We start from the raw sequence: 26,498 nt of genomic DNA, 5'->3' as shown, positions 1-26,498 counted from the left end.
CTCTCGCCAGCCCGGCCCCGGTAGGCGGTGTGCCAGGGAGAGCACGACTGCATGTTGCGCTATGCTTAATTTTTTATTAAGGTTTGCAACGTAAAATTACAAAACAGGTTGTGTGGATGCTTGCAAGAATCCGCGATGTGGCGAGCGTGTTGACGCGTTTTCGCACCCGCGCTGCCAACGAGAGCTACGCGCCCACCGTTGGCTTGGCCTGCTGCCCGGAAAGGCGCGTCAGCCGCAGGGTTTACAAGGAACTCGCTTTCCGTGTGGAGATGGTGGTGATGAGTGGCATGATGACGCGCGCCATGCGTGGCGACGCAGGTCAAGTGTATCCGCCCCTGCTGGCCGGCGTGCTGGCGGATATCGAGCGTATGCGGAAGGTTTCCGAGAAAGCTGCGCAAACACTCCGGGATCGTCTCTACAATTCTTACAAAATTGACGCGACGGCGACTTATCAGCGCTTGGCCGAGGCAGCGCGCCAGGCACGTGTGCACCTTTCGACGGATGGCGTGTCGTTGCGCTGATGCATTTGCCCGCAAGAACGCCGGTGCCTAGCATGGTGCCTTTTGCGAAGGAGCGGGCATGCGGGTATTGATCCAGCGGGTGACGGCGGCGGCGGTTAAGGTGGCCGGGCAGGAAGTAGGCCGGATCGGCCCCGGCCTGCTGGCCTTGGTGGGGATCGAGGCCGAGGACGGCGAGCGTGATCTCGACTGGATGGTGGCCAAGCTCACTAAGCTGAGGGTATTTGCCGACGATGCCGGCGTGATGAATCGCTCGGTACGCGATGTCGGCGGTGAAATCCTCGCTGTCTCGCAGTTCACGCTATATGCCAGCTACAGCAAGGGCAACCGCCCCTCCTGGGGGCGTGCCGCTCCTGGCCCGCTGTCGCAACCCTTGTTCGAGCGCTTCGTGGCCCAGTTGTCGGTGGCGCTCGGCAAGCCGGTGCCGACGGGGATGTTCGGCGCCGACATGCAGGTCGAACTCGTCAACGACGGGCCGGTTACGCTGCTGCTCGATACGAGGAATCCCGAATAGCCCGGCTTGCCGAGCCGGGCCATCATGGCTTGACGTTCTTGAATGCTGCGGCGTAAAAAGACGTCAAGCGCCGATTTGATTTGCCAGCTTGCGGGCGCTCTACAAATGCGGCTAAAGCGTGCCCGAAACCCGCGGCCACGCGGGTTTTTCGTTTTGCATCACCTGTTTTGACGCGCCTGTTTAATCGACAACTTGCGGGGCGCAGCGGCCACGGTCGGAAATACCGCTAAAGCGTCGGCCGCATGGGCGGCCGTCCCGTCGTTGACCCAGGAGGCTGCCATGTACGATTGTCTATCCCCCGAATTCAAGACCGCCGCCAGACTGCGCACGCTGGCCGCGCGGCCGCGCCACCGCCGCTCGCTGCGCCTTGCCGCGAGCGATCTTGCTGGCTATGCCACGTTGGCCCAGGCCGAGGCGACGCTTGCCGCGCACGGCTTCGCGCTGGAGCGGCTGGCCGACGGCAGCCTGTTGGTGTTCGACCTCTCCGTGTTCACCGCCCTCGATTTGCAACAACGCTGGCCCACGCTGGTTGGCCATTACGAGACTCCATGTCGCAGCACCACGCCGTTCGCACCGAGCTGAAATCGATCTGGCAACTGAGCTGGCCGGTGATGGTTGGCCAGTTGGCCAGCACCGGCACGGCTTTTGTCGATTATGTGATGTCCGGCCATGTGTCGGCTGCCGATCTGGCTGCTGTAGCATCCGGGGCTTCGGTCTGGGTGATGCTGCTGGTGACGCTGATCGGCCTCAACCTCGCCGCCAGTCCGCTGGTGGCGCACGCGGTGGGTGCAAACCAACGCAGCGGCATTCCGGCCATCGTCCAGCAGGCGCTGTACCAGGGCGTGTTCTGGGGCGCGATGGCCTGGTGCGTGGCGCGGCTGGCGCTGCCCTTGCTCGATCACGTCGGGCTCGCACCGCTGGTCGCTGCCAAGGCCAAGGGCTTTCTCGCCGCCGTGAGCTGGGCGCTGCCGGCGTTCGCGCTGTATCGCGTGCTCTACGCGTATAGCGCCAGCCTGAATTCGACCAAGCCGATGATGGTATTCGCGCTGATCGGACTTGCGCTCAACGTGCCGGCCAACTGGGTGCTGATCTACGGCAAGTTCGGTCTGCCGGCGCTGGGTGCGGTCGGCTGTGGCTGGGCGACGGCGTTTTCGATCTGGATCACGCTGATCCTGATGCTGGGCTGGGTGCGCTATTCACCGCACTATCGCGATACCTATCCGCTGCGGGATTGGGGCCGGGTCGATTGGGCGATGCAGCGCCAGCTGTTCCGGCTGGGCCTGCCGATGGGGGCGATGTTCTTCGTCGAGGTCAGTGCGTTTTCCGGTATCGCGCTGCTGCTGGCGCGGCTCGGGACAGTGACGGTGGGAGCGCACCAGATCGCGCTCAACATGGCCTCGCTAACCTTCATGATTCCCTCGGCGCTCGGCACCGCGATGACGGTGCGGGTGGGGCAGGCGCTGGGCGCGGGTGACACGGCAAGGGCGCATTTCCTTGGTCGGCTGGGGCTGCAGGCGGGCCTCGTGATCGCGGTGGCGCTGGCGCTATTCATGTTGCTGGGCAATCACTGGATCGCCAGCTGGTACACCTTCGAGCCGACGGTGCGGGCGTTGGCAGCTACTTTGCTGATCTATGCCGGCGTGTTCCAGCTGGCCGATGCGACCCAGGTCGTCGCTGCCGGCGTGCTGCGTGGCTACAAGGTGACCCGCCAGCCGATGTGGATTCACCTGTCGGCGTTCTGGTTACTGGGCTTGCCGCTCGGCTACCTGCTGACCTTTGGCGCCGGTGACTGGCCGGGCATGGGCGCAGCCGGCTACTGGCTGGCCCTGGTGCTGGCGCTGACCTTTGCGGCCTTTGCGCTGCTATGGCTGTTCAGACGGGTGGCACGACAGGCACTGCGGGCCTGAGCCGCTTCAGTTTTCGCCCCAGCGCTGCATCAGCTGGTGAGGTACGCCCAGCTGATCGAGGATGCGCGCGACGACGAAGTCGACCAGATCGGCGATCGACTGCGGGTGATGGTAGAAGCCCGGGTTGGGCGGCAGGATGACCACGCCGAGGCGGGCCAGCTTGAGCATGTTTTCCAGGTGCAGCGCCGAGAACGGTGCCTCGCGAGGCACCAGCACCAGCGTCTTGCGCTCCTTGAGCATCACGTCGGCAGCGCGTTCGAGCAGGTTGTCGCTGTTGCCACCGGCAATCGCCGCCAACGCGCCCATGGTGCAGGGTACCACCACCATGCCGTCGCCCGGGTTGGAGCCCGAGGCCATCGGCGCAAACCATTCCTGCTGCCCCCAGACCTTGAGCCGGGACGCATCGACGCCAAAGCGCGCGTGAAACAACTTGGCCAGTTCCTCGGCGCGCCCCGGCCAGGTCTCGCCCAGTTCCTGCTTGGCGACGATCTGCGCTGCCTGGGTGTAGAGCACGTGAACGGTGCAGCCGGCGGCGAGCAGGCATTCCAGCGTGCGCAGGCCGTAGGGCAGGCCGGAGGCGCCGGTGAAGCCGAGGGTGATGGTTTTCATGCGGGTTTTCCGAGAATGCGAGCGGCGATCACGCCATTGACGATACCGAAGATCAGCGCGGTCAGCATGAAGATCGGCAGCAGCTTGACGATGCCGTCGTGCGGAATCAGCCAGGCCCGCGCCAACGCGAGCTGGCCGGCGATATGGGCGTAGGCCGCCAGCACCGACAGACTGACCGGCCCGAAATAGTGGCGGGGGAGGTGCCGAACCAGTGCCAGCGTGGCAAGGCTGGCCACGCTGCCGGCACAGCTGAGGGCGAACCCTGGTGACAGCAAGCCACCGAGCGCCAGCGCCGCGCCGAACACGCGCAAGCCGGTGACCCAGGCTGCATCCTGCCAGCCATGGCGCCATAGCACCAGCAAGGTCACGATATTGGCGAGGCCGGGCTTCACGCCGGGGATCGGGCTGGGCACGGCCGCTTCCAGCACCGACAGCGCGATGGCGAGCGCCGCATAGCGCGCGACGCGCCAATCATTTGCACTGGGCTCAGTAGCCGAGGCTGTCATAGTCCGGGCGTTGGCCGACGAGGGCGATGGCGGTGCGATTGGGTAGGCAGACGGCGCTATCGCCGGCGCGCTGCAACCAGCCGGTGCGCACGCAATACTGGCGTGGGCTGGGGTCGGCGGCGATGCGAGCCCGGCCGCCGTCGATCTCGACCGTGGTGGTCCCGAGCGGGCCGGGAATGGCCAGTGTGCGGTGTGCGGCGAGATCGACTTCGGCATAGAGCCGGCCATCCTGATAGAGCCGGACTCGTGCCGCTTCCTGTTGTTGCCAAGCGGTGCAGGCTACGATCACGGTGGCGAGAACGCCAAGCGCGATGACGAGGCCGTCGCCGGCGCGGATCAGCGCAATGGCGCCAGCTCCGGCCGCTCGCGGTGGCGCACCAGTGTCTGGCGGGTCTTGCCGAAATGCTTGCCCAGTTGCTCGGCAAGGTAGACCGAGCGGTGCTGGCCGCCGGTACAGCCGATGGCGACGGTGACGTAGCTGCGGTTGTCGCGCTCGAACTCCGGCAGCCAGCGCTCCATGAAGCCGAGCACGTGAGTCAGATATTTGCCGACCATGGACTCGCGCTCAAGGAAGTCGATCACTGGTTGGTCGCGGCCGGTGAGCGGGCGCAGCTGTGGGTCGTAATGCGGGTTGGGCAGGCAGCGTGCATCGAACACGAAATCGGCGTCGAGTGGAATGCCCTGCTTGAAGCCGAATGATTCGAAGATCAGCGTGAGCCGCGAGCGATCGAGCGCGACGAACTCGCGGATCCAGCTGCGCAATTGCGAGGCCGATAGCTCGCTGGTGTCGATGCGATGCGCCTGCTCCGAAAAATACGCCAGCATCTCGCGCTCCAGCGCGATTGCCTCGAACACCGTGAGCTCGCCGCTGGCCAGCGGGTGGCTGCGCCGGGTTTCGGAGAAGCGCTTGACCAGCATCTCGGTCTTGGCCTCAAGGAACAGCAGCCGCACGTCGAGGTTGAGCTCGAACAGCGCATCGAGGTGTTCGGGTAGCGAGGAGATGCTGTGCGCACTGCGCACATCGATGGCGATGGCGACCTTGGGATAGCCGTCCTCGTCGAGCAGTGCCACCGATTGCGGCAGCAAGGGCGCCGGCAGATTGTCGATGCAGAAGTAGCCGAGATCCTCGAGCGCGCGCAACGCCACGCTCTTGCCCGCGCCGGATACGCCCGACAGCAGGATGACCTGCTGCCGACGACTCACGCGCTCGCCCCCAAGACGATCATTCGCCCATCTCCATGAAGCGCTGGTGGCGCTCGATGAATTCGCGCGTCGAGTCGATGCCGCGCAGCTGCAGGATGTAGTTGCGCACTGCCGCCTCGACCAGCACGGCGAGGTTGCGGCCAGCGGCCACGGGGATCACCAGCTTGCGGATTGGCACGCCGAGGATTTCCTGCGTCGCCGCCTGCATCTGCAGCCGGTCGATCGGCGCCAGCGTCTCGCCGCTGGCCTTGGCCAGATGGATGATGAGCTTGAGCGTCTTCTTCGGCCGGACCGCGGTCTCGCCGAAGATGGTGCGGATGTTCAACACGCCGATGCCGCGCACCTCGAGGAAGTCGCGCAACATGGGTGGGCAGCGGCCTTCCAGCGTTTCCGGATTGGTGCGGTAGACCTCGACCACATCGTCGGCGACGAGGCCGTGGCCGCGCGAGATCAACTCCAGCGCGAGCTCGGACTTGCCCATCGATGATTCGCCGGTCAGCAGCACGCCGACTTCGAGCACGTCGAGGAACACGCCATGCAGATGGGTGGAGACCGCCAGCGCCTTGGCAAGGTAATAGCGCAGCACGTCCATCAGGTAGGGCGACTGCTCGGGACTGGTGAGCAGCGGCACGTGATAGCGCTCGGCCGCTTCCTTCAGCGCGTCGGGCACCGGCTGGCTGTTGGCGACGATCATCGCCGCCATCTCGTTGGCGAACAGCCGCTCCACCGACTCCTTCTGTGCGTCGGCCGACAGGCCCTGGAAATAGCTGACCTCGGCGATGCCGAGCACCTGCACCCGGTTGGGGTGGATGAAATTCAGGTGACCGACGAGGGCGAGCTTGGGTTTTTGCTCGCTCGCATCATTGGTCAGCAGGCTGTTGGCACCGGACTGCCCGGCCACCCAGGTGAGGCGTAGCTTCTCGGCGTTGTCGATGAACAGCTGGCGGACGGTGATCTGTGGCATTCCGCTTACCCGGCGTAGGGTTCCCAGTGAGCGATCAGCTTGAACGCGGCGTCGACGTCGGGCGCCTGTGCCAGTTCGTCGCGCACGGCCTTGTCGGAGAACAGTTGGGCGAGCTCCGAGAGGATCTGCAAGTGCAGGTCGGTGGCGTTGGCCGGCACCAGCAGCACGAAGATCAGCGAGACCGGCTTGCCGTCGGGCGCATCGAACGGGATGGGAGCCTTCAGGCGGACGAAGGCGCCGGTGGCTTCCTTGAGGCCCTTGATGCGGCCGTGCGGGATGGCAACGCCCTGACCGAGCCCGGTGGAGCCGAGTTTCTCGCGTGCGAACAGGCTGTCGAAGATCACGCTACGGGCGATGCCGTGGCTGTTTTCGAACAGGATGCCGACCTGCTCGAATACGCGCTTCTTGCTGCCGACGTCCATGTCGAGGAAGACGTTGCCGGCCGGCAGTATCTTGGAAATCAGGCTCATGCGTCGGGGGCCGAGGGGAAAAACCTGCCCATTGTAGCGCTGTGCCGGTCAAACCAAAAACGCAGCGGGCGGCGACCGGCGCGGAACCGACAATGCCGGGCTGGCGGGCAACAAAAACGGGAACCCGCAGGTTCCCGTGTTCGTGGCAGAAAGGAGGTGTTATTCGGTGGCGGCCGACTGGTACTTGATGCTCTCGCCGCGATGGTCCATCAGCTTTTCCTTGTGCTTGATGACCTGTCGGTCGAGTTTGTCGGCGAGCAGGTCGATCGCCGCATACATATCCTCATCAGTTGCTTCGACATGGATGTCACGACCGCGCACGTGCACGGTGGCCTCAATGTGATGCTGCAGCTTCTGTACGGATAGGATGACGCCGACGTCGATCACGGAATCGAAGTGGCGGATGATCCGATCCAGCTTGGTTGTGACGTACTCACGGATAGCCGGAGTCACTTCCAGATGATGGCCGCTGATATTGAGGTTCATATGTCTGCTCCTTCTGCGTTTGAACTGTGGGCGTCACGCAACGGGAGCGCCGCGTGGGCCTACAGGCTTTTGCGCTGATTGACGGGGGCGATCTGCATCGCTTCCCGGTACTTCGCAACGGTTCGCCGCGCAACCACGATCCCTTGCTGCGACAGCGCCTCGGCAAGCGCACTGTCTGAGAGTGGTTTGGTCTTGTCCTCGTTCTGGATCAGCTGTTTGAGCAGGGCCTTGATCGCCGTCGCCGAGCATTCACCACCGGCCTCGGTTTCGACGTGGCTGCCGAAGAAGTATTTGAACTCGAAGAGCCCCCTTGGACTGTGCATGTATTTCTGGCTCGTGACGCGCGAAATCGTGGATTCGTGCAGGTCGAGCTCTTCAGCGATATCGCGCAGCACCATCGGCCGCATGGCGACTTCGCCGTGTTCGAAGAAGGCATGCTGCCGGGCGACGATGGCCTCGGATACCCGCAGGATGGTGTCGAAACGTTGTTGCACACTTTTCACCAGCCAGCGCGCCTCTTGCAATTCCCGCGCCATCACCCCGCCCTCGCTGCGCTGCAGGATGTTGGCGTACATCTGGTTCACCCTGAACTTCGGCCTTGCCGCTTCGTTCAGTCGCACCCGCCAGCGGCCGCGCGCCTTGTAGACGATGACATCCGGAATCACGTAACGCGGGGTCAACTGCGCCCACCGTGCGGCTGGTCGGGGATTCAATCCCACGATCAGCTCATTGGCGGCCTTGAGCTGCGCGTCGTCGCATTTCAGCGCCTTCTTGATCCTAGTGTAGTCACGGGCCGCCAATAAATCGAGATGCCGCTCAACGAGTGCGAGGGCAAGTTGATTTGGCTCAGAAACGGGTAGTGTCTTCAGTTGCAATGCCAGCGCCTCACCCATATCTTTCGCGCCGACACCGACTGGCTCAAGCTGCTTGAGCCGGGCCAGCGCCACTGCGAGGTCATCCAGTTCGAGCCCGGTTTCGGCGACGAGTTCCTCAGGCAGTTGCGCAAAGATCTCGTCGAGGCTCTGGGTGAGGAAGCCATCGTCGTCGAGCGCGTCGATCAGCAGCGCCAGCACGGCCCGGTCGAGCGCGGTCAGCGGCAGCAGCCCGGCCTGTTCCAACAGGTGTTCGCGCAGCGTGAGCTCGCGGGCGGTGTTGCTGGCCGGATCGAAATCCTCGTCGTCGTCCCCGCTGCCGCCTCCGCCGCTACCCCAGCTCCAGTCGTCGTCGCCGAAGTCGTTGCTGCTCTCGAGCGGATGGTCGCCAACCTCGCCCTCGCCGGCCTCGCTGCCTTCGCCGCGATCCTCGCCGGGTTCGAGCAGCGGGTTCTCGATCAGGTAGCGCTCGATCTCCTGGCGGAAATCGAGGGTGGAGAGTTGCAGCAGCTTGATCGACTGCTGCAGCTGGGGGGTGAGATTGAGCTGCTGCGATAGCTTCAGTTGGAGCGATTGCTTCATCGGCGGCTACATGCGGAAGTGTTCGCCGAGATAGACCTTGCGCACGTCCTCGTTCTCGACGATGTCGGACGGGTGCCCCGAGGCCATCACCCGGCCTTCGGAAATGATGTAGGCGCGATCGCAGATGCCCAGCGTTTCACGCACGTTGTGATCGGTGATCAGCACGCCGATGCCGCGCGACTTGAGGAAGGCGATGATGCGCTGGATATCCATCACCGCGATCGGGTCGACGCCAGCGAATGGCTCGTCGAGCAGGATGAAGCGCGGATTGGCCGCCAGCGCGCGGGCGATCTCGGCACGGCGGCGCTCGCCACCGGACAGCGCCATCGCGTTGCTCTCCTTCAGGTGCGAGATATGCAGCTCATGCAGCAGCTCGTCCAGCCGCGCAAGGCGCGTGCTTTCGTCCTTTTCGTGCAGTTCCAGTACTGCGAGGATGTTCTGTGCCACCGTCATCTTGCGGAAGATCGAGGCTTCCTGCGGCAGATAGCCAAGCCCCATCCGGGCGCGCTCGTGCATCGGCAGGTGGCCGATGTCGCGCTCATCAAGGCGGATGTCGCCGCCGTCCTTGGCGACGAGGCCGACGATCATGTAGAAGCTGGTGGTTTTGCCGGCGCCATTGGGGCCGAGCAGGCCGACCACCTCGCCGGCGGCGACCTCGAGCGAGACGTCGCTGACCACCGTGCGCTTCTTGTAGCGCTTCATCAGGCCGGTAGCCGTCAGTTGGCTGGTGCTCATTGCTCGGCCTTTTTCTTGGGCTGGATAGTGATGTTGACGCGACCGCTGCTGCCACCGTCCTTGCCGCCCTGTGCCTCGTAGACCTCGGTGTTCATGTTGTAGGTGATCACCTGGCCGATCACCTCGTCGCCGGTATCGCGCCGCACCCAAGCCTTGTCGATCAGCTTGAGTAGGCCTGTCTTGCCGTCGTAATCGAAGCTCAGCGATTGTGCGTCGACCCATTCGCCGCTGTCGAGGCGCTGGCGGAAGGTGACGGGCTTACCGTTGCCGGTGATGTACTGGTTGCCCGCCTCATCCTGGCGTACGTTGAGCACGGCTGATTTCATCACCATGGTGCCCTGGGTGACCACCACGTTGCCGGTGTAGACGCCGAGCATCTGCTTCTGGTCGAAGTTGGCGCGGTCCGCCTCGATCTTCATCGGTTTTTCGCGGTCGGCTGTCTCGGCGTGGGCGGTCAGCGTGGCGATGCAGGCGCAAGCCAGCAGCCAGTTAGCGGCGCGGCGGTTCATAGACGGTGCTCACTTTGGATTTCAGGATCAGGGTACCGGCGATCATGTCGGCGTCAAAGCCGACTGCCGCGGCGTTGTAGGGGCCGCTCACGGCGGTGACCGGGGCTTCGGAGCTGGCGCGCCGGGTATCGGTGGTCATCCAGATCTCGCGGCCGTTGATGACCAATTGCGGATGCTCGGCGTCAGCGTCGCGCACCACGGTGACGGCTTCGGGGAACCAGAAGCGCTTGCTGTCCTGCAGGCCTTGCGCAGTGCTGGTCACCGCGTGCATGGCAGGCGCATCGGGCGCGGTGTAGTCGAGGCGGGCGGTATCGAACCAAGTGCTGTTGTCTTCCGGGTAGTGACGGGTGCGCACCGCAGTGACCTTGATCAGCGGTTGGCCGTCTTCGCCGAAGCGCACCGCGTCGATGTGCTCGATCACGAGATCAGGCTCGCCCTTGCGTTGCGGCTTGGGTAGCTCCGGCATGCGTGCGGCCTCGTTCAGCACCCAGACCAGCAGGCCGAGGACACCCAGCAGGATCAGCGGAAGCAGTTTGCCCGTATGCTGCATCGGCATCAGCGCAGGTATTGGGCCAGCACGCCGTCGAGCGTGCCCTGCGCGCGCATCACCAGCTCGCAGACTTCACGCACGGCGCCGCGCCCGCCGCCGGCCTGGGTGACATGGTGGGCGTGCTCCCGTACGAAGGCGGGGGCCTCGGGCACTGTGACGGAGAAGGCGACGCGGCGCATCACCGGCAGATCGATCACGTCGTCGCCCATATAGCCGCATTGTTCGGCAGTGAGGCTGGCCGCAGCCAGCAATTCCTGGAAAGTGGCCAGCTTGTCGTGCGCGCCCTGGTAGAGATAATCGATCTGCAGGTTGCGGGCGCGGTGCTCGACCAGGCGGGACTGGCGGCCGGTGATGATGGCGAGCTTGACGCCGGTGCTGGCAAGCATGCGCAAACCGTGGCCGTCCAGCGAGTTGAAGGCCTTCAGCTCCTCGCCGGCATCGGTGTAGTAGAGGCTGCCATCGGTCATGATGCCATCGACATCGAAGATCATCATGCGCAGGGCGCGGGCTTGTTCAATCATGGTCGATTCCAGGTTCAGAGCACGCGGGCGCGCAGCAGGTCATGCATGTTGATCGCGCCGGCGACACGGCTTTTTTCGGTTACCAGCAAGCCGTTGCAGCGGCGTTTTTCCATGATGGCGACCGCTTCGCTCGCCAACTGGTCTGCGCCGATGGTGACTGGGTTGCGGGTCATCACGTCGGCCACCGCCGTGGCGTGCACATCGATACCGCGATCCAACGCGCGGCGCAGGTCGCCGTCGGTGAAGATGCCGGAAAGCTGGCCGTCGGCATCGACCACCGCAGTCATGCCGAGGCCCTTGCGGCTGATTTCCAGCAGGGCATCGCGCAGCGAGACCCCCGAGTCTACGACGGGCACCGCCTCGCCGGTGTGCATCAGGTCACGCACGCGGATCAGCAGCCGCCGCCCCAACGTGCCACCCGGATGCGACAGCGCGAAATCCTCGGCCTTGAAGCCGCGTTCCTCGAGTACGGCAACTGCGAGTGCGTCGCCAACGGCCAGCGCGGCAGTGGTGCTGGCGGTGGGGGCGAGATTGTGCGGGCAGGCTTCCTGCTCGACGCTGCCGTCGAGCCCCACGTCGGCCTCGCGCGCCAATGTCGAGGCCGGGTTGCCGGTGACGGCGATGATGGGGGTACCCAGTCGCTTCAGGCTGGGCAGCAGCGCGATGATCTCGTCGCTCTCGCCGGAGTAGGACAGCGCCAGCACCACGTCGTCGCCGGTGATCATGCCCAGATCGCCATGCGCTGCTTCACCCGGGTGGACGAACAATGCCGGCGTGCCGGTCGAGGCCAGCGTCGCGGCGATCTTGCGCGCGATATGGCCGGACTTGCCCATGCCCGTGACAACGATGCGGCCGCGTGCGGCCATTACCAGTGCCACTGCTGTATCGAAGGCGGCGTCGACGCGCTCGGCCAGCCGAGCCAGTGTGCGGGCCTCGATCTCGAGAACCCGGCGGGCACGCTGCTGGGCCGGGCTTGCCGGCGGATCGGATAGCGGTTGCATAGGCCGCCAGTATAAAAGAGCGCCGCATGCGGCCGCTAGCAAGAATCGGTCCTGCCTGCAGAAATACCGGGCAGACGTTCGTGTCAGACTCCTCTTATAATCGGCTCGCCCTGTTTCCATTCCGCCAACATGCCTGTTCACCTGTCTTCCCTGCTGTTGTTGCTTGCTGCGGCAGTGCTCACCGTGGTGTTGTGCCGCAGCGTCAAACTGCCCGCCATGCTGGGCTACCTGCTCGTTGGCATGCTGATCGGCCCCCATGCGCTGGGTCTGATCGCGTCCAGTGACGAAGCCACCCATCTCGCCGAGTTCGGCGTGGTGTTCCTGATGTTTACGCTGGGCCTGGAATTCAGCCTGGCCAAGCTCAATGCAATGCGCCGGCTGGTGTTTGGGTTGGGGGCGGCGCAGGTGGTGGCGACTGCAATGCTGGCAGGCGGGGCTGCCGTGCTCGGTGGCTACGACTGGAAGATCGGCCTGGCGCTCGGCGGCGCGCTGGCCATGTCGTCGACCGCGATGGTGTCGAAGCTGCTGTCCGAGCGCAACGAGCTCAATGCGCCGCACGGGCAGAACGCCATCGGTATCCTGCTGTTCCAGGATCTGGCGGTGGTGCCGCTGCTGATCATGCTGCCGGTGCTCGGCAAGCCGGGCGAGGAGCTGCTGCTGGCGCTGGGGCTGGCGGCGATCAAGATCGTCTGCGTGCTGGTGTTGCTGCTCAACGTCGGGCAGCGGCTGATGCGGCCCTGGTTCAACCTCGTGGCTAAGCAGCATTCGAGCGAGCTGTTCATGCTCAATATGTTGCTGGTGACGCTGGGCATTGCCTGGCTGACCGAGCTCGCCGGGTTGTCGCTGGCCTTGGGGGCGTTCCTCGCCGGCATGCTGATCGCGGAAACCGAGTATCGCTACCAGGTGGAGGACGATATCCGGCCGTTCCGCGACCTGTTGCTGGGCCTGTTCTTTGTCACCGTCGGCATGAACCTCAACTTCGGCACGCTGGCAAGCCAATGGTGGCTGGTGCTGCTGATGCTGGCCTTCCTGCTGCCGGGCAAGATCCTGCTGATCGCGGGCATTGCCCGGGGGCTGGGCCATGCGCCGGGTGCAAGCTGGCGCACCGGCTTCGCGCTGGGGCAGGGAGGCGAGTTCGCCTTCGTGCTGCTGGCGCTGGCGATGAGCGCCGGCCTGATGCCGCCGGAACTGGCGCAGGTGACTGTCGCCAGCGTGGTGCTCTCGATGCTGGCTACGCCGTTCGTGCTGCAGCATTCGGACAAGCTGGTGCTGCGACTGGCCGCATCCGAATGGATGAGCATGGCGGCCAATCTGCACCAGATCGCCGTGCGTACCATGCAAAGCCAGGGGCATGTGGTGATCTGCGGCTATGGCCGCAGTGGCCAGAGCCTGGCCCGGCTGCTGGCGCATGAGGAGATCCCGTTCTTCGCGCTCGACCTCGATCCGGAAAAGGTGCGCGAAGCGGCTGCTGCAGGAGAGTCGGTGGTGTTCGGCGATGCGGCCAAGCGGGAAGTGCTGATGGCCGCCGGCCTGATGCGTGCCCGTGCACTGATTGTCACCTATGCCGATACCCATTCGGCATTGCGCATTCTGGAGCTGGTGCAGCAACTGCGGCCCGAGCTGCCAGTGATCGTGCGCACCTACGACGACAGCGATATTGATCGGCTACGCGCTGCCGGCGCGGTCGAGGTGGTGGCCGAGATCATGGAAGGCAGCCTGATGCTGGCCTCGCATACGCTGATGATGCTGGGTGTGCCGCTCAATCGCGTGCTCAAGCGCATCCGCGCGGTGCGGGAAGACCGCTACCAGATGTTCCGCGGCTTCTTCCGCGGCACGGTGGAAGACCTGGAGGAGGGCGAGCGACCGATGCCGCGGCTGCACACGGTATTGTTGGTGGCGGGTGCCAGCGCCATCGGCCGGGCGCTTGGTACGCTCGATCTGGTCGGCCTGCATGTCGAGGTGAAGAGCCTGCGTCGCAAGAGCCAGGCGGCAGTTACGCCCGATGCCGAGCTCGTGCTGTCGGAGGGGGACGTGCTGGTGCTGTTGGGCGAACCGGAGAACCTGGCCGCTGCCGAGATGCTGCTGCTGCAGGGGCATTGACCGGGTGAACTGACCTGGGACGAAGCGACAGAAAAGGCACCCGAAGGTGCCTTTTCGTTTTCCATTGCCCGCCATATTACTGCTTGGGCTGGAACGCCGGGCGTTTGCCGATCTTCACCGGCAGCGACAGTGGTTTGCCATTGCGGTATAGCTGCAGCTCGATCTGTTGCTCGGGCTTGAGTGCGGCGATCAGATTGAGCAGCGCCTCGGTGTTGGTGACCGGCTTGCCCGCGATGTCGAGCACGATATCGCCCGGGCGCACGCCGGCGAGATCGGCCGGGCTGCCGCGCACTACGCCGGCGACCAGTGCGCCCCGCGCTTCCTTCAGTTTGAAGGAGTTGGCGAGTTCGGTGGTCACGTCCTGCGGCTCGACGCCGAGCCAACCGCGCACCACGCTGCCATCCTTGATGATCGCTTCCATCACCTGGCGCACTGAGCTTGCCGGGATGGCGAAGCCGATGCCGAGCGAGCCGCCAGTGCGCGAATAGATGGCGGTATTGATGCCGAGCAGATTGCCCTCGGTATCGATCAGTGCGCCACCGGAGTTGCCAGGGTTGATCGCAGCGTCGGTCTGAATGAAGTTCTCGAAGGTGTTGATGCCAAGCTGGGTGCGTTTGGTGGCCGAGACGATGCCCATGGTCACGGTCTGACCGACGCCGAATGGGTTGCCGATGGCAAGCACCACGTCACCGATCTGTACTTGATTGTCGTCGGCGAAGGCAATGGTGGGCAGCTTGGGCAGCTCGATGCGGATCACCGCGAGATCGGTCTCGGGGTCGGTGCCGACCACGCGCGCCTGGGCGGTGCGGCCATCGGCAAGTGCCACCTGGATCTCATCAGCGGATTCAACCACGTGGTTGTTGGTGACGATGTAGCCATCGGCGGACACGATGACGCCCGAGCCGAGGCTGGAGGCACGTTGCGTGTCGTCGCCTTCCAGGCCATCACCGAAAAAGCGGCGGAATACCGGATCATCCAGCAGCGGATGGCGCTGACGGACTTCCTTGGCGGTGTAGATGTTGACCACGGCCGGCATCGCGCGCTGCGCGGCACCGCGATAGGAAGCAGCGGCGCTGGCCGGGCTGCTGGCGTGCTTGCCGGCCTCTTCGACCGTGACCAGTTGTTGTGCCGGCCGGGCTTGAGGCAGCCATTGTGGCTGCAGCAGGGTGATCAGGAACCAGACCGCAAGGCCGACGGTGGTGGTTTGTGCGAAAATCAGCCAGAGTTTTTTCATGGACCGGGTAGATGGCCGTACCGAGAACGCAACTTGTCGATTATATCGGACAACTGCTGCAACCAGAGCGCTGGCGCGATTACTGCCCAAATGGCTTGCAGGTCGAGGGGGCCGATCAGGTCGGCTGCATCGCCACCGCCGTGACAGCGAGCCTGGAAGCGATCGACGCTGCGATCGAGATCGGTGCCGACACCCTGCTGGTCCACCATGGCTACTTCTGGAAAGGCGAGGCCGCCCCCATCGTCGGCACCAAGAAGGCACGTATCGCTCGTCTGCTCGCTCACGACGTTAATCTGCTCGCCTATCACCTACCACTCGATGCCCACCCCACGCTGGGCAACAATGCCGAGCTTGGCCGACTACTTGGCTTTGCTGCAACGGGGCGTTGCGGCGAGCAGGACATGGTCTGGCTGGGCGAGGCCATCGGTGCGCCCTCGCTGGCGCAGCTGGGCGGGCGCATCGAGGGGGCGCTCGCGCGCGCGCCGTTGCTGATCGGCGATCCCGATCGGCCGATCCGGCGCGTGGCCTGGTGCACCGGCGGCGCGCAGAGTTATTTCCACGAACTCGCGTTGCACGGCGGCATCGATTGTTTCATCACTGGCGAAGCATCCGAGTTCGTCACCCATCTTGCCCGTGAATCGGGCATCGCCTTCGTCGCAGCCGGTCACCATGCCACCGAACGCTACGGCGTGCGGGCGTTGGGTGATCACCTGGCGTCGCAGCTGGCATTGCAAGTCGTTCACCTGGAGTGTGAAAACCCCGTATGACCTCGTTCAAGTTCCTGCTGCCGCTCGCGGTCATCAGCCTGTTGTCCGCCTGCAGCATGCTGCAGACCACGACACCCACACCCGAACCGGTCGTCGTCACGCCCACGCCTTTGCCGCCGCCGCAGGACGAAGTGCTGCCCGAAGTAGAACTCAAGCGGATGAAGAATGCGCCGACGATCACGCTGCAGGGCCGTACCGTGCCCGACGTGATGGCCGACATCGAGAAGTACCGCCTGTCCCGTGGCATGACCGTGGTGTCCAAGACCCGCAATCGCATCGAGTTCGCAGCCCCGGTGGCGCGGGCCAAGCGGCCGACCCAGGCCCGCGTGCGCTATACGCTGCAGACGGTAAAGGGCGGAGTGAAGGTGGCTGCACGAGCCTATCAGATCAGCTACCCCGGCACCGCCAAGGAAAAGGTCGCCGATATCACTTCGGCGGTGTCGGATCGCCTGCTGCAGGAGTTTGCCCGCTACAAGACTGCGGGAACGTGGAACTAAACGTGGAAATGGAGATGCACCGAGCGGGTGCGCGGCTTTCAGTTCCCGCCATGCTCGGTTAGAATTCGGCGGTTTATAAGCCAGAACTTCCACTATCAGGGACTGGACATGAGTGAGCAGCAGGTTGATAACAGCAAGCGGCGCTTCCTGCTCGTCGCGGCCAGCGGCGCAGGCGCCGTGGCCGTGGCCGGCATCGCGACCCCTTTCGTAGCAAGTTTCCTCCCGTCCGAGCGGGCCAAGGCGGCCGGTGCACCGGTCGAAGTCGATATCAGCAAGCTGGAGCCGGGCGAGAAGATCAACGTCGAATGGCGTGGCAAACCGGTGTGGGTGGTCAAGCGCACGCCGGACATGCTGGCCGGCCTGCCCAAGAACGATCCCAAGCTCGTCGACCCCAAATCCGAAGCCAGCGACCAGCCTACCTATTGCAAGAACGAAGGCCGTTCGCGCAAGCCCGACATCTGGGTGGCGGTGGGCGTCTGTACCCACTTGGGCTGTTCGCCGACCTATCGGCCGGACCTCGCGCCGGCCGATCTGGGCCCCGAGTGGCTGGGCGGCTTCTATTGCCCCTGTCATGGCTCGAAGTTCGACCTGGCCGGTCGGGTGTTCTCCGGCGTTCCTGCGCCGAAGAACCTCGATATCCCGCCGTACAAATTCTTCGGCAGCGGCGATTCGATGCTGCTCGTCGGCGAAGACCAGTAAGGGGTAGAGCATGAGCAAACTAGAACAATCCGCTCAAAAAGTGCTGGGCTGGGTAGACGACCGCTTCCCGTTGACGTCGACCTGGAAGGCGCACGTTTCCGAGTACTACGCACCGAAGAACTTCAACTTCTGGTACTTCTTCGGCTCGCTCGCCATGCTGGTGCTGGTGATCCAGATCGTCACCGGCATCTTCCTGACGATGAACTACAAGCCGGACGGCAACCTGATCCCAGGCACCAATGTTTCGACCGCCTTCATGTCGGTCGAGTACATCATGCGCGATGTGGCGGGTGGCTGGATCATCCGCTACATGCACTCCACCGGTGCGTCGATGTTCTTCGTCGTGGTCTACCTGCACATGTTCCGTGGCCTGATCTACGGCTCGTACCAGAAGCCGCGTGAACTGATCTGGGTATTCGGCACGCTGATCTTCCTGTGCCTGATGGCCGAAGCTTTCCTCGGCTACCTGCTGCCGTGGGGCCAGATGTCGTTCTGGGGCGCGCAGGTGATCGTGAACCTGTTCGCTTCGCTGCCGGTGATCGGTCCGGATCTGTCGACCTTCATCCGTGGTGACTTCGTGGTGTCGGATGCCACCCTGAACCGCTTCTTCGCGCTGCACGTGATCGCTGTGCCGCTGGTGCTGCTGGCGCTGGTGGTGGCCCACCTGGTTGCGTTGCACGAAGTGGGTTCGAACAATCCGGACGGTGTCGAGATCAAGAAGAACAAGGATCCGCAGACCGGCATCCCGCTCGATGGCATCCCGTTCCACCCGTACTACACGGTCAAGGATATCCTGGGCGTGGCGGTGTTCCTGGTGGTGTTCTCGCTGGTGGTGTTCTTCTTGCCGGAAATGGGCGGTTACTTCCTCGAGAAGCCGAACTTCGACCCGGCCGACCCACTGAAGACCCCGGCGCACATTGCACCGGTGTGGTACTTCACCCCGTTCTACGCCATCCTGCGTGCGATCCCATCCTTCCTGGGTACCCAGGTTTGGGGCGTGCTCGGCATGGGCGGCGCAGTGGTGCTGATCGCCTTCCTGCCGTGGCTGGATCGCAGCCCGGTGAAGTCGATCCGCTATCGCAGCGCGGTGTTCAAATGGGCGCTAGTGCTGTTCGTCGCTGCCTTCATCGGCCTCGGCATCCTGGGCGCGCTGCCGTCGACCAACACTCGGACCATCGTGGCGCAGATCCTGTCGGTGATCTACTTCGCCTTCTTCATTGGCATGCCGTGGTACAGCAAGCTGGGTACGCCGAAGCCAGTTCCCGAGCGTGTCACCGATACCAACCTGGGTCGTCAGGTCCGCTTTGTTGCGCTGTTCGCCCTGACTATCGTGCTGGCGACCGTGTTCGCCATGGTGATCTGAGGGAAGCCACGATGAGACAACAGATGAAGAAATGGCTGGTCACCCTGGCGCTGTGCGCGGTGCCGTTTGCCGCCCAGGCTTCCGAAGCCGGCGTGCATCTCGATCGCGCGCCAGTCAACCTGCGTGATGCCGAATCGCTGCAGCGCGGCGCGCAGACCTTCACCAACTACTGCTTGTCCTGTCACGGTGCTGTTGCCATGCGCTATAGCCGCCTGCAGGACCTGGGCCTGACCGAGGCGCAGATCAAGAGCAACCTGATGGCGGCCAGCGAGAAGGTCGGTGATCCGATGCGCGTGGCGATGCAGGCTGCCGATGGCAAGGCCTGGTTTGGCGCCACACCGCCCGACCTGTCGCTGATCGCCCGCTCGCGTGGCGCCGACTGGCTCTACACCTACCTGCGCACCTTCTATCGTGACGACGCGCGTCCGACCGGCTGGAACAATCTGGTGTTCCCGAGCGTGGGCATGCCGCACGTGTTGTGGGAGCTGCAAGGCCAGCAGGTGCCGGTGATGAAGACGGTGAAGAACCACGAGACCGGCAAGGACGAGCAGCACATTGAATCGCTGAAGCTGGAAAAGCCGGGCCTGCTGACCCGTGTGGCCGAGGACGGCAGTTTCGATCAGGGCGACTACGACAAGCGCGTAGGCGACCTCGTCAACTACCTCGTCTACATGGGCGAGCCGGCCAAGGTGAAGCGCGAACAGATCGGCTATGCCATCCTGCTGTTCCTGTTGTTCATCCTGGTGCCGCTGACCTACTTCCTGAAAAAGGAATACTGGCGCGACATCCACTGAGTTGCACGAGTATGTAAAAAAAGGCGCCGCAAGGCGCCTTTTTTATCGGGTGTCGATATCTGTCTCGATCACGAAATTCCATTTCATAACAGTCGCTTATGCACGTTTTCTGGATTCGGCATGGCCTCGACTGGTAAAATCGCTGTTTCACCGAAATCGTCCTCCGGAGAATCCGCCCCATGATGAAGCTTTATTCCGGCACCTCCTGCCCGTTCAGCCACCGTTGCCGCATCGTGTTGTTCGAGAAGGGCATGGACTTCGAGATCATCGACGTCGACGTGCACAGCAAGCCGGAAGACCTGGCCGTAATGAACCCGTACAACGAAGTGCCGGTACTGGTCGAGCGCGAGCTGACACTGTATGAATCGAACATCATCAACGAATACATCGACGAGCGCTTCCCGCACCCGCAGCTGATGCCGGCCGACCCAGTGATGCGTGCCCGCACCCGCCTGATGCTGTTCAACTTCGAGCGCGAACTGTTCGTCCACGTGAAGACGCTGGAAGACGGTGCTGCCACCAAGAAGGCGCTGGAAGGCGCACGCGTCGCCATCCGCGACAGCCTGACCCAGATCGCGCCGATCTTCGCCAAGCAGAAATACATGCTGGGCGAGGAGTTCTCGATGCTCGACGTGGCCATCGCGCCGCTGCTGTGGCGTTTCGACCACTACGGCATCGAAGTGACCAAGGCGCTGGCGCCGGTGATGAAGTATGGTGAGCGCCTGTTCAGCCGCCAGGCCTTCATTGACTCGCTCACGCCGAACGAAAAGGCGATGCGCAAGTAATATGTTGTAGAAGGGGGTGGCGGTTGCACCCCCGTTGCCGTCTTCCGTATTTCGCCGAGGTCACCCTATGCAATCCGCTTCGACCAAGCCCTATCTGATCCGCGCCATCCACGAATGGTGTTCGGACCATGGCTACACGCCCTATCTGGTGGTGGCCGTGCGCGGCAAGCTGCAGGTGCCGATGGAGTACGTGAAGAACGGCGAGATCGTGCTCAACATCAGCTACAACGCCACGCGCAACCTGACGCTCGGCAACGATTACGTCAGCTTCTCCGCCCGTTTCAACGGTGTGTCGCGCGACATCACCATCCCGGTCGGCGCCGTAGTGTCGATCTTCTCGCGCGAGAACGGCGAGGGCATGGGCTTCGAATACGAAGGCCTGCCTGATGAAGCCACGGAAACGCCGACCGATGCGCCGCGCAGCGAGGACAACCCGGGTGACGACGAGCCGCCGCGCCCCAGCGGTGGTGGTGGTCGCCCGCAGCTGCGCGTGGTCAAGTAACGCCAGCGCGCGCAGCGCAACAAAAAGCCCGCAATTTCTGCGGGCTTTTTGTTGCGTAGCTATTTATCGGTCAGCTCTGACGCTGCAGCACGGCGGCGAAGAAGCCGTCGGTGCCATGCTGGCGTGGGTCCAGCTGCAGCAGCGGTCCGGCGAGCGGCAGCGTGATCTTGTCCTTGGCCAGCAGTTCGCTGGCATCAAGCAAGGTGAACTCGGGGTGTGCGGCGAGGAACGCATCGACAATGGCCTGGTTTTCGCTGCGCAGTACGCTGCAGGTGGCGTAGACCAAGCGGCCGCCGGCTTTGACGAGGCGGGCGGCGGAGGCAAGGATGCTGGCTTGCTTGGCATTGAGCTCGGCCACGCTCTGCGCAGATTGGCGGTACTTCAGGTCTGGATTGCGCCGCAGCGTGCCCAGGCCAGAGCAGGGCGCGTCGACCAGCACCGCGTCCATCTTGCCGGCCAACCGCTTTACCTTCTGATCATGTTCGCTGGCGAGCAGCTGAGGCTGCACATTGGACAGGCCGGAGCGCGCCAGCCGCGGCTTGAGGTTGGAGAGGCGCTTTTCCGAGATATCGAAGGCGTAGAGCCGGCCGGTGTTCTGCATCATGGCGCCGAGCGCCAGCGTCTTGCCGCCAGCGCCGGCGCAGAAGTCTGCGACCATCTGGCCGCGCTTGGCGCCGGTGAGCAGTGCCAGTAGCTGGCTGCCCTCGTCCTGCACCTCGATGCTGCCATCGAGGAACAGCGGGTGTTTATTCAGTGCCGGCTTGCCGGCAAGGCGCAATCCCCATGGCGAGTAGGGCGTGGCCTCGGTCTTCAATTCGCTTTCGTTCAACGCGGCAAGCACCGTATCGCGTTTGGCCTTGAGCAGGTTTACCCGCAGGTCGAGTGGCGCAGCGCTCAGCATCGCACTGCCAAGCGCGACAATCTCGTCCTCGCTGCGGCCTTCGGCCTGCAGCGCTTCAGCTATCCAGGCCGGCAGGCCGGCGCGTACATGCAGCGGCGCGCTCTGCCAGTCGACGGCCTTCCAGAGCCGGGCGCGCTCCAGTTGTTCCTCGTTGAAGATGCTCGCCATCTCCTTGAGGTTGCGCTTTTCGATCGCGGCGAAATAGCACAGCAGCCACATCCGCGGGCCGGCATATTCGCCCGCCAGCCATTCCAGCTTGGGCAGCGCGCGTAGCAGGCCGAACACGGTTTCGGCGATGACTGCCCGGTCGCGCGCGCCAAGCTTCTTCTGCTCGCGGAACAAGCGGGATAGGCAGACATCGGCCGGCTGGGTGAAGGGCAGCACCTGCTCGAGCGCGTCGAGGATGGCGTGGTATTGGGTCTGAGTGATCATGGTCGTGCTCGGTTAGGGGCGGCGCTGTTGCGCGTTGAGGGCCGGGCGCAACACCTGCTCGCCCTCGATGGTCATGCTGCCTGCCCAGATATCGTAGCTGCTGCCGTCCTTGCCCATCTTGGCCTGCATGCGCACCGGCAGGTTGTGCCACTTGGGCGCCAGCCAGAAATCGAACTCGCGGTCCTCGTAGCGACCACGCAGCAACAGCACGTCCACCTGCTGGTCACCGACGTGCAGCGTGCTTTCGCCGGCAATGGTGAAGTGGACGTCCGGGTAGCGCTTGCGCCCGTTGAACAGGGCAAAGGTACTGTCGGAAAGGCCGCGCATCGCCAGATGGAACGCGGCGGAGAACAGATCCTGGTCGCCGGGTGACAACGGCTCGGTGTGTAGGGTGCCCTTGTCGTTCAGCGTCGCCGTACCATTGGCCCAGTCGAACACGGCCTGGTTGCGGATCTGGCCGTTGCGCAGGTCGGTGAAGTCGAGCGGGCGGACGCCCTCGGCGGTGATTTCGCCGCGGCTGGTGAGCTCGCGCCTGTTGCCCGGCAGGGAGCCGCGCAGCTTCACCTCATACTGGCCATGCTCGACATGCCAAGTGAGCTTGGCCGGAATGGGGCCCCAGAAGTAGATGATCTCGGCATTGCGCGGGAAGCCCGGCTTGCGCGCGGTGGCGGTGGCGGTGGCGGTGGCCGGCGTCGGTGCCGGTGTGGGCGACGGCGCGGCGGTCGGTTCTGGCGTTGCTGCTGCGCTGGCCGAAGCGCTAAGCGTAGCGGGAGTTGGAACTGGTGTCGCTGGTTGCGTCGGGACTGGCGTTGGTACTGCCGTCGGTTGCGCACGTGGCGCTGGCGCCGGGGTGGTGGCGCGGGCGGCCGTGGCTGGCTTTGCCGGTTGCGCCGGCGCAGGGGGGCGCCCCAGCGCAACCTGTAATGTTTCCACCGGCGTCACGCCGGCGAGCTCGGGCGGCAGCACCAAGCTGGAGATATCGGTTTGCGCCAGTTGCTGCTTGGCCTTGCGCAACGGCGTATCGGGGGCTTGGCGCTGGGTTTCGGCCAGCAGGAACAGCGTATCGCCGGTCAGGCCGAACACGTGCAGCAACAGCGACAGCACGAATGCCGCCAGCAGCAGTTGTCGCCGTTTCAGCCAAGGCCAGCGCATCGGCGCTTACTGTTCCGGAAGCACGCGCACCCGGCCGTGCTCGATGTGCAACCGCTGCTGCGCGAACAGGCGCACCGCCAGCGGATAGAGGCGGTGTTCTTCCTTGAGCACGCGTGCAGCCAGCTGCTCGGGTGTGTCGTCATCCAGCACCGGCACGGCGGCCTGCGCGATGATGGGGCCGTGATCGAGTTCGGCGGTGACGAAGTGCACGGTGCAGCCGGCGAACTTCACGCCCTCGGCGATGGCGCGTTCGTGTGTGTGCAGGCCGGTGAAGGCCGGCAGCAGCGATGGGTGGATGTTGATCAGCCGGTTCTCGTAGCGGGCAACGAAGCCGGCAGTGAGGATGCGCATGAAGCCGGCGAGCACCACGAGGTCCGGCGCGTAGCCATCGATCAGTTCGGTCAGCGCCGCATCGAAGGCCTCGCGACCGTCGAACTGCTTGTGGTCGAGCACGGCGGTGGCGATGCCGCGCTCGGCTGCCCAGGCAAGCCCGGCGGCATCGGCGCGGTTGGCGATCACGGCGGCGATGCGCGCTTCCGGAATGGCGGCGTCAACGATGGCCTGCATATTGCTGCCGCGGCCAGAAATCAGAATGACGATATTTTTCATGGCAAGGACTTGGAAACGGGAAGGGAGAAGGGGTTCGCGTGCCGCAGTGGCCGCTTCCCTTCTCCCTTCCGTCAGGCGTGAGGTCAGGCGATCTGCGTCTGGTGCTCGTCGCCGTTGCGGACGCGGATCTCGCCCAGACGGTAGACGGTTTCACCTTCGGTGGCGAGCAGGCTGGCGGCGCGCTCGGCATCCTCGGCGGCGACGATCACCACCATGCCGATACCGCAATTGAAGGTGCGGTGCATTTCGTCGAGCGCGACATTGCCTTCGCGCTGCAGCCACTGGAACAGCTTGGGGAAAGTCCAGCTCTTGCCGTCGAGCTGGGCAACCACGTTGTCGGGCAGCACGCGCGGCACGTTTTCGGTGATGCCGCCGCCCGTGATGTGGGCCATGCCCTTCACCGTCAGCGTTTCCATCAGCTTCAGCAGCGGCTTCACGTAGATGCGGGTCGGTGCCATCACTACGTCGGCGAGCGAGCGGTCGCCGTCGAACTTGGCGGCGTAGTCGGCATCGGTGAGATGCAGGATCTTGCGCACCAGCGAATAGCCATTGGAGTGCGCGCCATTGGAGGCAAGGCCCAGCACCACGTCGCCCGGCTTGATGTCGGCGCCGGTGATGACCTTGGATTTTTCCACCACGCCGACGGCAAAGCCGGCCAGATCGTACTCCCCGACCGGGTACATGCCCGGCATCTCGGCGGTCTCGCCACCGATCAGCGCGGCGCCGGAGAGCTCACAGCCGTGGGCAATGCCACGGATCACTTCGGTGGCGGTATCGACATCGAGCTTGCCGCAGGCGAAATAGTCGAGGAAGAACAACGGTTCGGCACCCTGCACCAGGATATCGTTCACGCTCATGGCGACCAGATCCTGGCCCACGGTGTCGTGGCGGTTCAGTTCGAACGCGAGCTTGAGCTTGGTGCCGACACCGTCGGTGCCCGAGACCAGGACCGGCTCCTTGAACTTCTTGGAGATCTCGATCAATCCGCCGAAGCCGCCGATGCCCGACAGCACTTCCGGGCGCATGGTGCGCTTGGCAAAGGGCTTGATGTTCTCGACAAGCTGGTCACCCGCGTCGATGTCGACGCCGGCATCGCGGTAGCTCAGGCTGGGGGTGGTCATGAAGGCCTCTTGAGGATGCGGAGGGGCCGGGCGTTGCCGTGCGTGGCGCAGGCTTTGCCGCTAGAATGGGCCCGGTTTTGCCAGAAAGCGCAATAGTTTACCGTATCCCGCCATGAAACGCCTGATCGCCCGTCGCATGCCGCGTCGCCCCAGCGAGCGCTGCGCATGACCCAGCAACTGGTGCTGGACCTGCAGTTGCCGGTCGTGCCGAGCTTCGAGGGCTACGTGCGAGGCGACAATGCCGAGCCGCTGTTCATGCTCAGCGAATGGGCGGCGGGGAGCGACGACGTGCGCTTTCTCTACCTGTGGGGTGAATCAGGCGTCGGCAAATCCTATCTCGCCAGTGCCGCAGCCGCCCGCCTCGGCGCTGCGGTAACCGTGCCGCCGGCGGCTTTGCCGCAGGAAGTGGCCGCCGATGATGTATTGCTGGTCGATGGCGTCGATACCTTGTCACCCGATCAACAGATCCGCTTGTTCGATCACTACAACACGCTGCGTGAAGGCAACGGGCGCCTTATGGCTACCGGCAGCAAGCCGCCGATGCTGCTGGGCCTGCGCGACGATCTCACCACCCGGCTGGGTTGGGGGCTCGTCTACCAGCTGCGTGCGCTGTCGGATACCGACAAGGCCGCAGCCTTGCGCCGCCGCGCCGCTGGCCTTGGCTTTGAGCTGACCGACGAGGTCGCCGACTACCTGCTGCGCCATGCCGCGCGCGATCTGCCCAGCCTCAATGCCGTGCTGGAGCGGGTGAACCGCGAGGCGCTGTCGCAGCGCCGGGTGGTGACGGTGCCGTTGGTGCGCGAGGTATTGCAGGCTCCATCGGCCTAGCCGAGGGCGGCGTCACTCTTCACGGCAGCAGGCGGATGCTCAGCGCCTGCAGGCTGGTCTTGTTGCTCCAGCAGTCATCACCGGCTTGGTATTGGTTGACGCCCGTGCCGACTGCTGCGTTGCTGCGGATGTTGCCGGTGGTGGGGTTGCCATCGTCGTATTGGGTATCCATTGCGCAGACATAGCGCAGGTCAACGTTGTTGCCGGCCACGCCACCGACGGTGAGATAGAGCGCGGTGGGCAGCGTGTTGCTCGCCACCGTGCCCAGTGCCACTGTCCAGTCGCCGCCAAAGGGGCTGCGGGCATCGGAGTCGGGCAGGATGCCAGTGTTGGTCAGCAGCGGCATGAAGGTGGTAGCTTCGGCGGCGGTGTAGCTGCCATTGGGCGCGGCAGTGCAATTGGCAGGTGTGGTATTGCCCACCGGTGCTGCCGCGACGCAGCCGTCGCCCGGGTAGCGGCCATAGCGCTCGAAGTAGATGTTCATGGCGGCAAGCACCTTGTTGGAGCTCGCCTGGGCGCCCTTCACCTTGGCGCCATCGATCAGATCCTTGCCTTTGAAGGCGAGGCCGAGGATCAGGCCGATGATGACCAGTACGGTGGCAAGCTCGACCAGGGTGAAGCCACGCTGGCGATGAGTATGGGAATGCATGTGTTCACCCTCTCTGACGTATTTGGTCAGTTTTGTTTGTTTTCAATCCATGACTGCTACGTTTTGAGCCTTTTAATTTATGGGGTTAAGGTTGGTTTTCTGGATATGAAGCCAAAGC

The 26,498-nt window shown here is 64.1% G+C and carries 32 protein-coding genes; 13 read left to right on the top strand and 19 right to left on the bottom strand.

The genetic code is table 11. The features are described from left to right. Positions 1-83: 83 nt before the first annotated feature. From FLM21_RS19710 to FLM21_RS19700, 4 genes are all read left to right on the top strand, one after another. Complete coding sequence (locus tag FLM21_RS19710) at positions 84-521, top strand: hypothetical protein (protein WP_148717212.1); 438 nt, start codon at positions 84-86, stop codon at positions 519-521. A 58-nt stretch (positions 522-579) separates the two neighbouring features. Further along, positions 580-1,032, top strand: coding sequence for a D-aminoacyl-tRNA deacylase (gene dtd, locus FLM21_RS19705; protein ID WP_148717211.1), 453 nt, complete (start codon positions 580-582; stop codon positions 1,030-1,032). A gap of 279 nt (positions 1,033-1,311) precedes the next feature. Next, entirely contained in the window at positions 1,312-1,614 is a 303-nt protein-coding gene (locus FLM21_RS20990) for a hypothetical protein (RefSeq protein WP_187360006.1), read from the top strand. Next, on the top strand, positions 1,581-2,939 hold the full coding sequence (locus FLM21_RS19700; protein WP_187360005.1) for an MATE family efflux transporter: 1,359 nt from the start codon (positions 1,581-1,583) through the stop codon (positions 2,937-2,939). Before FLM21_RS20990 ends, FLM21_RS19700 begins: the two co-directional genes overlap by 34 nt. A 6-nt stretch (positions 2,940-2,945) precedes the next feature. Here the strand turns inward: FLM21_RS19700 and FLM21_RS19695 are convergent, their stop codons facing one another. The 13 genes from FLM21_RS19695 to FLM21_RS19635 form a co-directional block, all read right to left on the bottom strand. Further along, on the bottom strand, positions 2,946-3,548 hold the full coding sequence (locus FLM21_RS19695; RefSeq protein WP_148717209.1) for a flavin prenyltransferase UbiX: 603 nt from the start codon (positions 3,546-3,548) through the stop codon (positions 2,946-2,948). Further along, positions 3,545-4,054: a Gx transporter family protein gene (locus FLM21_RS19690; protein ID WP_148717208.1), complete on the bottom strand. Its 510-nt coding sequence runs from the start codon at positions 4,052-4,054 to the stop codon at positions 3,545-3,547. The genes FLM21_RS19695 and FLM21_RS19690 overlap by 4 nt, the downstream gene beginning before the upstream one ends. After that, positions 4,035-4,343, bottom strand: a complete 309-nt coding sequence (locus FLM21_RS19685) for a NusG domain II-containing protein (protein WP_246120764.1) — start codon at positions 4,341-4,343, stop codon at positions 4,035-4,037. Before FLM21_RS19685 ends, FLM21_RS19690 begins: the two co-directional genes overlap by 20 nt. 47 nt (positions 4,344-4,390) lie before the next feature. Then, positions 4,391-5,257: an RNase adapter RapZ gene (gene rapZ / locus FLM21_RS19680; RefSeq protein ID WP_148717206.1), complete on the bottom strand. Its 867-nt coding sequence runs from the start codon at positions 5,255-5,257 to the stop codon at positions 4,391-4,393. Between the two features lie 19 nt (positions 5,258-5,276). Then, positions 5,277-6,221, bottom strand: a complete 945-nt coding sequence (gene hprK / locus FLM21_RS19675; RefSeq protein WP_148717205.1) for an HPr(Ser) kinase/phosphatase — start codon at positions 6,219-6,221, stop codon at positions 5,277-5,279. Positions 6,222-6,226: 5 nt separating this feature from the next. After that, entirely contained in the window at positions 6,227-6,691 is a 465-nt protein-coding gene (ptsN, locus tag FLM21_RS19670) for a PTS IIA-like nitrogen regulatory protein PtsN (RefSeq protein ID WP_148717204.1), read from the bottom strand. Positions 6,692-6,850: 159 nt separating this feature from the next. Next, positions 6,851-7,177, bottom strand: coding sequence for a ribosome hibernation-promoting factor, HPF/YfiA family (gene hpf, locus FLM21_RS19665; protein WP_148717203.1), 327 nt, complete (start codon positions 7,175-7,177; stop codon positions 6,851-6,853). A gap of 59 nt (positions 7,178-7,236) precedes the next feature. Next, on the bottom strand, positions 7,237-8,631 hold the full coding sequence (locus FLM21_RS19660; protein ID WP_148717202.1) for an RNA polymerase factor sigma-54: 1,395 nt from the start codon (positions 8,629-8,631) through the stop codon (positions 7,237-7,239). A gap of 6 nt (positions 8,632-8,637) precedes the next feature. Then, on the bottom strand, positions 8,638-9,366 hold the full coding sequence (gene lptB / locus FLM21_RS19655) for an LPS export ABC transporter ATP-binding protein (protein ID WP_148717201.1): 729 nt from the start codon (positions 9,364-9,366) through the stop codon (positions 8,638-8,640). Beyond that, positions 9,363-9,875 carry a lipopolysaccharide transport periplasmic protein LptA gene (lptA, locus tag FLM21_RS19650; protein WP_148717200.1) on the bottom strand — a complete coding sequence of 171 codons (513 nt, stop codon included), beginning with the start codon at positions 9,873-9,875 and terminating at the stop codon, positions 9,363-9,365. Before lptA ends, lptB begins: the two co-directional genes overlap by 4 nt. Further along, positions 9,856-10,431: an LPS export ABC transporter periplasmic protein LptC gene (gene lptC / locus FLM21_RS19645; RefSeq protein WP_148717199.1), complete on the bottom strand. Its 576-nt coding sequence runs from the start codon at positions 10,429-10,431 to the stop codon at positions 9,856-9,858. The genes lptA and lptC overlap by 20 nt, the downstream gene beginning before the upstream one ends. Further along, a complete protein-coding gene (locus tag FLM21_RS19640) occupies positions 10,431-10,946 on the bottom strand; it encodes a KdsC family phosphatase (RefSeq protein WP_148717198.1) in 516 nt (171 codons plus the stop codon). The genes lptC and FLM21_RS19640 overlap by 1 nt, the downstream gene beginning before the upstream one ends. A gap of 14 nt (positions 10,947-10,960) precedes the next feature. Next, positions 10,961-11,947 (bottom strand): KpsF/GutQ family sugar-phosphate isomerase, encoded by a 987-nt coding sequence (locus FLM21_RS19635; protein ID WP_148717197.1) that lies wholly within the window; start codon positions 11,945-11,947, stop codon positions 10,961-10,963. A gap of 129 nt (positions 11,948-12,076) precedes the next feature. On the opposite strand from FLM21_RS19635, the gene FLM21_RS19630 reads away from it, so the two are divergent. Then, positions 12,077-14,047, top strand: coding sequence for a monovalent cation:proton antiporter family protein (locus FLM21_RS19630; protein WP_148717196.1), 1,971 nt, complete (start codon positions 12,077-12,079; stop codon positions 14,045-14,047). 76 nt (positions 14,048-14,123) lie between these two features. On the opposite strand, the gene FLM21_RS19625 is transcribed toward FLM21_RS19630, so the two are convergent. Beyond that, positions 14,124-15,281 carry a Do family serine endopeptidase gene (locus FLM21_RS19625; protein WP_148717195.1) on the bottom strand — a complete coding sequence of 386 codons (1,158 nt, stop codon included), beginning with the start codon at positions 15,279-15,281 and terminating at the stop codon, positions 14,124-14,126. Positions 15,282-15,292: 11 nt separating this feature from the next. On the opposite strand from FLM21_RS19625, the gene FLM21_RS19620 reads away from it, so the two are divergent. From FLM21_RS19620 to FLM21_RS19590, 7 genes are all read left to right on the top strand, one after another. Beyond that, positions 15,293-16,048 (top strand): Nif3-like dinuclear metal center hexameric protein, encoded by a 756-nt coding sequence (locus FLM21_RS19620; RefSeq protein WP_148717194.1) that lies wholly within the window; start codon positions 15,293-15,295, stop codon positions 16,046-16,048. Next, positions 16,045-16,545, top strand: a complete 501-nt coding sequence (locus FLM21_RS19615; protein ID WP_148717193.1) for a hypothetical protein — start codon at positions 16,045-16,047, stop codon at positions 16,543-16,545. Before FLM21_RS19620 ends, FLM21_RS19615 begins: the two co-directional genes overlap by 4 nt. Positions 16,546-16,653: 108 nt before the next feature. Beyond that, the gene (petA, locus tag FLM21_RS19610; RefSeq protein ID WP_148717192.1) at positions 16,654-17,244 is read left to right on the top strand and encodes a ubiquinol-cytochrome c reductase iron-sulfur subunit; all 591 of its coding nucleotides are present in this window, start codon (positions 16,654-16,656) and stop codon (positions 17,242-17,244) included. Positions 17,245-17,254: 10 nt separating this feature from the next. Further along, a complete protein-coding gene (locus FLM21_RS19605) occupies positions 17,255-18,607 on the top strand; it encodes a cytochrome b (protein WP_148717191.1) in 1,353 nt (450 codons plus the stop codon). A gap of 11 nt (positions 18,608-18,618) precedes the next feature. Beyond that, positions 18,619-19,401, top strand: a complete 783-nt coding sequence (locus tag FLM21_RS19600) for a cytochrome c1 (protein WP_148717190.1) — start codon at positions 18,619-18,621, stop codon at positions 19,399-19,401. Positions 19,402-19,580: 179 nt separating this feature from the next. Further along, complete coding sequence (locus FLM21_RS19595; protein WP_148717189.1) at positions 19,581-20,186, top strand: glutathione S-transferase N-terminal domain-containing protein; 606 nt, start codon at positions 19,581-19,583, stop codon at positions 20,184-20,186. 67 nt (positions 20,187-20,253) lie between these two features. Beyond that, a complete protein-coding gene (locus FLM21_RS19590) occupies positions 20,254-20,688 on the top strand; it encodes a ClpXP protease specificity-enhancing factor (protein ID WP_148717188.1) in 435 nt (144 codons plus the stop codon). A gap of 70 nt (positions 20,689-20,758) precedes the next feature. Here the strand turns inward: FLM21_RS19590 and FLM21_RS19585 are convergent, their stop codons facing one another. The 4 genes from FLM21_RS19585 to purM form a co-directional block, all read right to left on the bottom strand. Then, on the bottom strand, positions 20,759-22,021 hold the full coding sequence (locus FLM21_RS19585; protein ID WP_148717187.1) for an RsmB/NOP family class I SAM-dependent RNA methyltransferase: 1,263 nt from the start codon (positions 22,019-22,021) through the stop codon (positions 20,759-20,761). A gap of 12 nt (positions 22,022-22,033) precedes the next feature. Continuing rightward, on the bottom strand, positions 22,034-23,173 hold the full coding sequence (locus FLM21_RS19580) for a DUF3108 domain-containing protein (protein ID WP_148717186.1): 1,140 nt from the start codon (positions 23,171-23,173) through the stop codon (positions 22,034-22,036). A 6-nt stretch (positions 23,174-23,179) separates the two neighbouring features. Further along, positions 23,180-23,782, bottom strand: a complete 603-nt coding sequence (gene purN / locus FLM21_RS19575) for a phosphoribosylglycinamide formyltransferase (RefSeq protein ID WP_148717185.1) — start codon at positions 23,780-23,782, stop codon at positions 23,180-23,182. Positions 23,783-23,865: 83 nt separating this feature from the next. Further along, positions 23,866-24,903 (bottom strand): phosphoribosylformylglycinamidine cyclo-ligase, encoded by a 1,038-nt coding sequence (gene purM, locus FLM21_RS19570; RefSeq protein ID WP_148717184.1) that lies wholly within the window; start codon positions 24,901-24,903, stop codon positions 23,866-23,868. 165 nt (positions 24,904-25,068) lie between these two features. On the opposite strand from purM, the gene hda reads away from it, so the two are divergent. Beyond that, complete coding sequence (gene hda, locus FLM21_RS19565) at positions 25,069-25,731, top strand: DnaA regulatory inactivator Hda (protein WP_148717183.1); 663 nt, start codon at positions 25,069-25,071, stop codon at positions 25,729-25,731. Between the two features lie 19 nt (positions 25,732-25,750). Here hda and FLM21_RS19560 read toward each other — a convergent pair whose 3' ends face one another. Then, the gene (locus tag FLM21_RS19560; RefSeq protein WP_148717182.1) at positions 25,751-26,380 is read right to left on the bottom strand and encodes a type II secretion system protein; all 630 of its coding nucleotides are present in this window, start codon (positions 26,378-26,380) and stop codon (positions 25,751-25,753) included. Between the last annotated feature and the right edge of the window lie 118 nt (positions 26,381-26,498).

The organism is Chitinolyticbacter meiyuanensis (genome assembly GCF_008033135.1).
Lineage (GTDB): Bacteria > Pseudomonadota > Gammaproteobacteria > Burkholderiales > Chitinibacteraceae > Chitinolyticbacter > Chitinolyticbacter meiyuanensis.
Note: the sequence above shows the minus strand (reverse complement) of the source record. Positions and strands in the feature narration are given on the sequence as shown.

Bases quoted from the DNA above. Each gene is read 5' to 3' on its own strand.
- dtd (WP_148717211.1), top strand. From the start codon at position 580: ATGCGGGTATTGATCCAGCGGGTGACGGCGGCGGCGGTTAAGGTGGCC.
- FLM21_RS20990 (WP_187360006.1), top strand. From the start codon at position 1,312: ATGTACGATTGTCTATCCCCCGAATTCAAGACCGCCGCCAGACTGCGC.
- FLM21_RS19700 (WP_187360005.1), top strand. From the start codon at position 1,581: ATGTCGCAGCACCACGCCGTTCGCACCGAGCTGAAATCGATCTGGCAA.
- FLM21_RS19695 (WP_148717209.1), bottom strand. From the start codon at position 3,548: ATGAAAACCATCACCCTCGGCTTCACCGGCGCCTCCGGCCTGCCCTAC.
- FLM21_RS19690 (WP_148717208.1), bottom strand. From the start codon at position 4,054: ATGACAGCCTCGGCTACTGAGCCCAGTGCAAATGATTGGCGCGTCGCG.
- hprK (WP_148717205.1), bottom strand. From the start codon at position 6,221: ATGCCACAGATCACCGTCCGCCAGCTGTTCATCGACAACGCCGAGAAG.
- ptsN (WP_148717204.1), bottom strand. From the start codon at position 6,691: ATGAGCCTGATTTCCAAGATACTGCCGGCCGGCAACGTCTTCCTCGAC.
- hpf (WP_148717203.1), bottom strand. From the start codon at position 7,177: ATGAACCTCAATATCAGCGGCCATCATCTGGAAGTGACTCCGGCTATC.
- FLM21_RS19660 (WP_148717202.1), bottom strand. From the start codon at position 8,631: ATGAAGCAATCGCTCCAACTGAAGCTATCGCAGCAGCTCAATCTCACC.
- lptB (WP_148717201.1), bottom strand. From the start codon at position 9,366: ATGAGCACCAGCCAACTGACGGCTACCGGCCTGATGAAGCGCTACAAG.
- lptA (WP_148717200.1), bottom strand. From the start codon at position 9,875: ATGAACCGCCGCGCCGCTAACTGGCTGCTGGCTTGCGCCTGCATCGCC.
- lptC (WP_148717199.1), bottom strand. From the start codon at position 10,431: ATGCCGATGCAGCATACGGGCAAACTGCTTCCGCTGATCCTGCTGGGT.
- FLM21_RS19640 (WP_148717198.1), bottom strand. From the start codon at position 10,946: ATGATTGAACAAGCCCGCGCCCTGCGCATGATGATCTTCGATGTCGAT.
- FLM21_RS19635 (WP_148717197.1), bottom strand. From the start codon at position 11,947: ATGCAACCGCTATCCGATCCGCCGGCAAGCCCGGCCCAGCAGCGTGCC.
- FLM21_RS19630 (WP_148717196.1), top strand. From the start codon at position 12,077: ATGCCTGTTCACCTGTCTTCCCTGCTGTTGTTGCTTGCTGCGGCAGTG.
- FLM21_RS19625 (WP_148717195.1), bottom strand. From the start codon at position 15,281: ATGAAAAAACTCTGGCTGATTTTCGCACAAACCACCACCGTCGGCCTT.
- FLM21_RS19620 (WP_148717194.1), top strand. From the start codon at position 15,293: ATGGCCGTACCGAGAACGCAACTTGTCGATTATATCGGACAACTGCTG.
- FLM21_RS19615 (WP_148717193.1), top strand. From the start codon at position 16,045: ATGACCTCGTTCAAGTTCCTGCTGCCGCTCGCGGTCATCAGCCTGTTG.
- petA (WP_148717192.1), top strand. From the start codon at position 16,654: ATGAGTGAGCAGCAGGTTGATAACAGCAAGCGGCGCTTCCTGCTCGTC.
- FLM21_RS19605 (WP_148717191.1), top strand. From the start codon at position 17,255: ATGAGCAAACTAGAACAATCCGCTCAAAAAGTGCTGGGCTGGGTAGAC.
- FLM21_RS19600 (WP_148717190.1), top strand. From the start codon at position 18,619: ATGAGACAACAGATGAAGAAATGGCTGGTCACCCTGGCGCTGTGCGCG.
- FLM21_RS19595 (WP_148717189.1), top strand. From the start codon at position 19,581: ATGATGAAGCTTTATTCCGGCACCTCCTGCCCGTTCAGCCACCGTTGC.
- FLM21_RS19590 (WP_148717188.1), top strand. From the start codon at position 20,254: ATGCAATCCGCTTCGACCAAGCCCTATCTGATCCGCGCCATCCACGAA.
- FLM21_RS19585 (WP_148717187.1), bottom strand. From the start codon at position 22,021: ATGATCACTCAGACCCAATACCACGCCATCCTCGACGCGCTCGAGCAG.
- FLM21_RS19580 (WP_148717186.1), bottom strand. From the start codon at position 23,173: ATGCGCTGGCCTTGGCTGAAACGGCGACAACTGCTGCTGGCGGCATTC.
- purN (WP_148717185.1), bottom strand. From the start codon at position 23,782: ATGAAAAATATCGTCATTCTGATTTCTGGCCGCGGCAGCAATATGCAG.
- purM (WP_148717184.1), bottom strand. From the start codon at position 24,903: ATGACCACCCCCAGCCTGAGCTACCGCGATGCCGGCGTCGACATCGAC.
- hda (WP_148717183.1), top strand. From the start codon at position 25,069: ATGACCCAGCAACTGGTGCTGGACCTGCAGTTGCCGGTCGTGCCGAGC.
- FLM21_RS19560 (WP_148717182.1), bottom strand. From the start codon at position 26,380: ATGCATTCCCATACTCATCGCCAGCGTGGCTTCACCCTGGTCGAGCTT.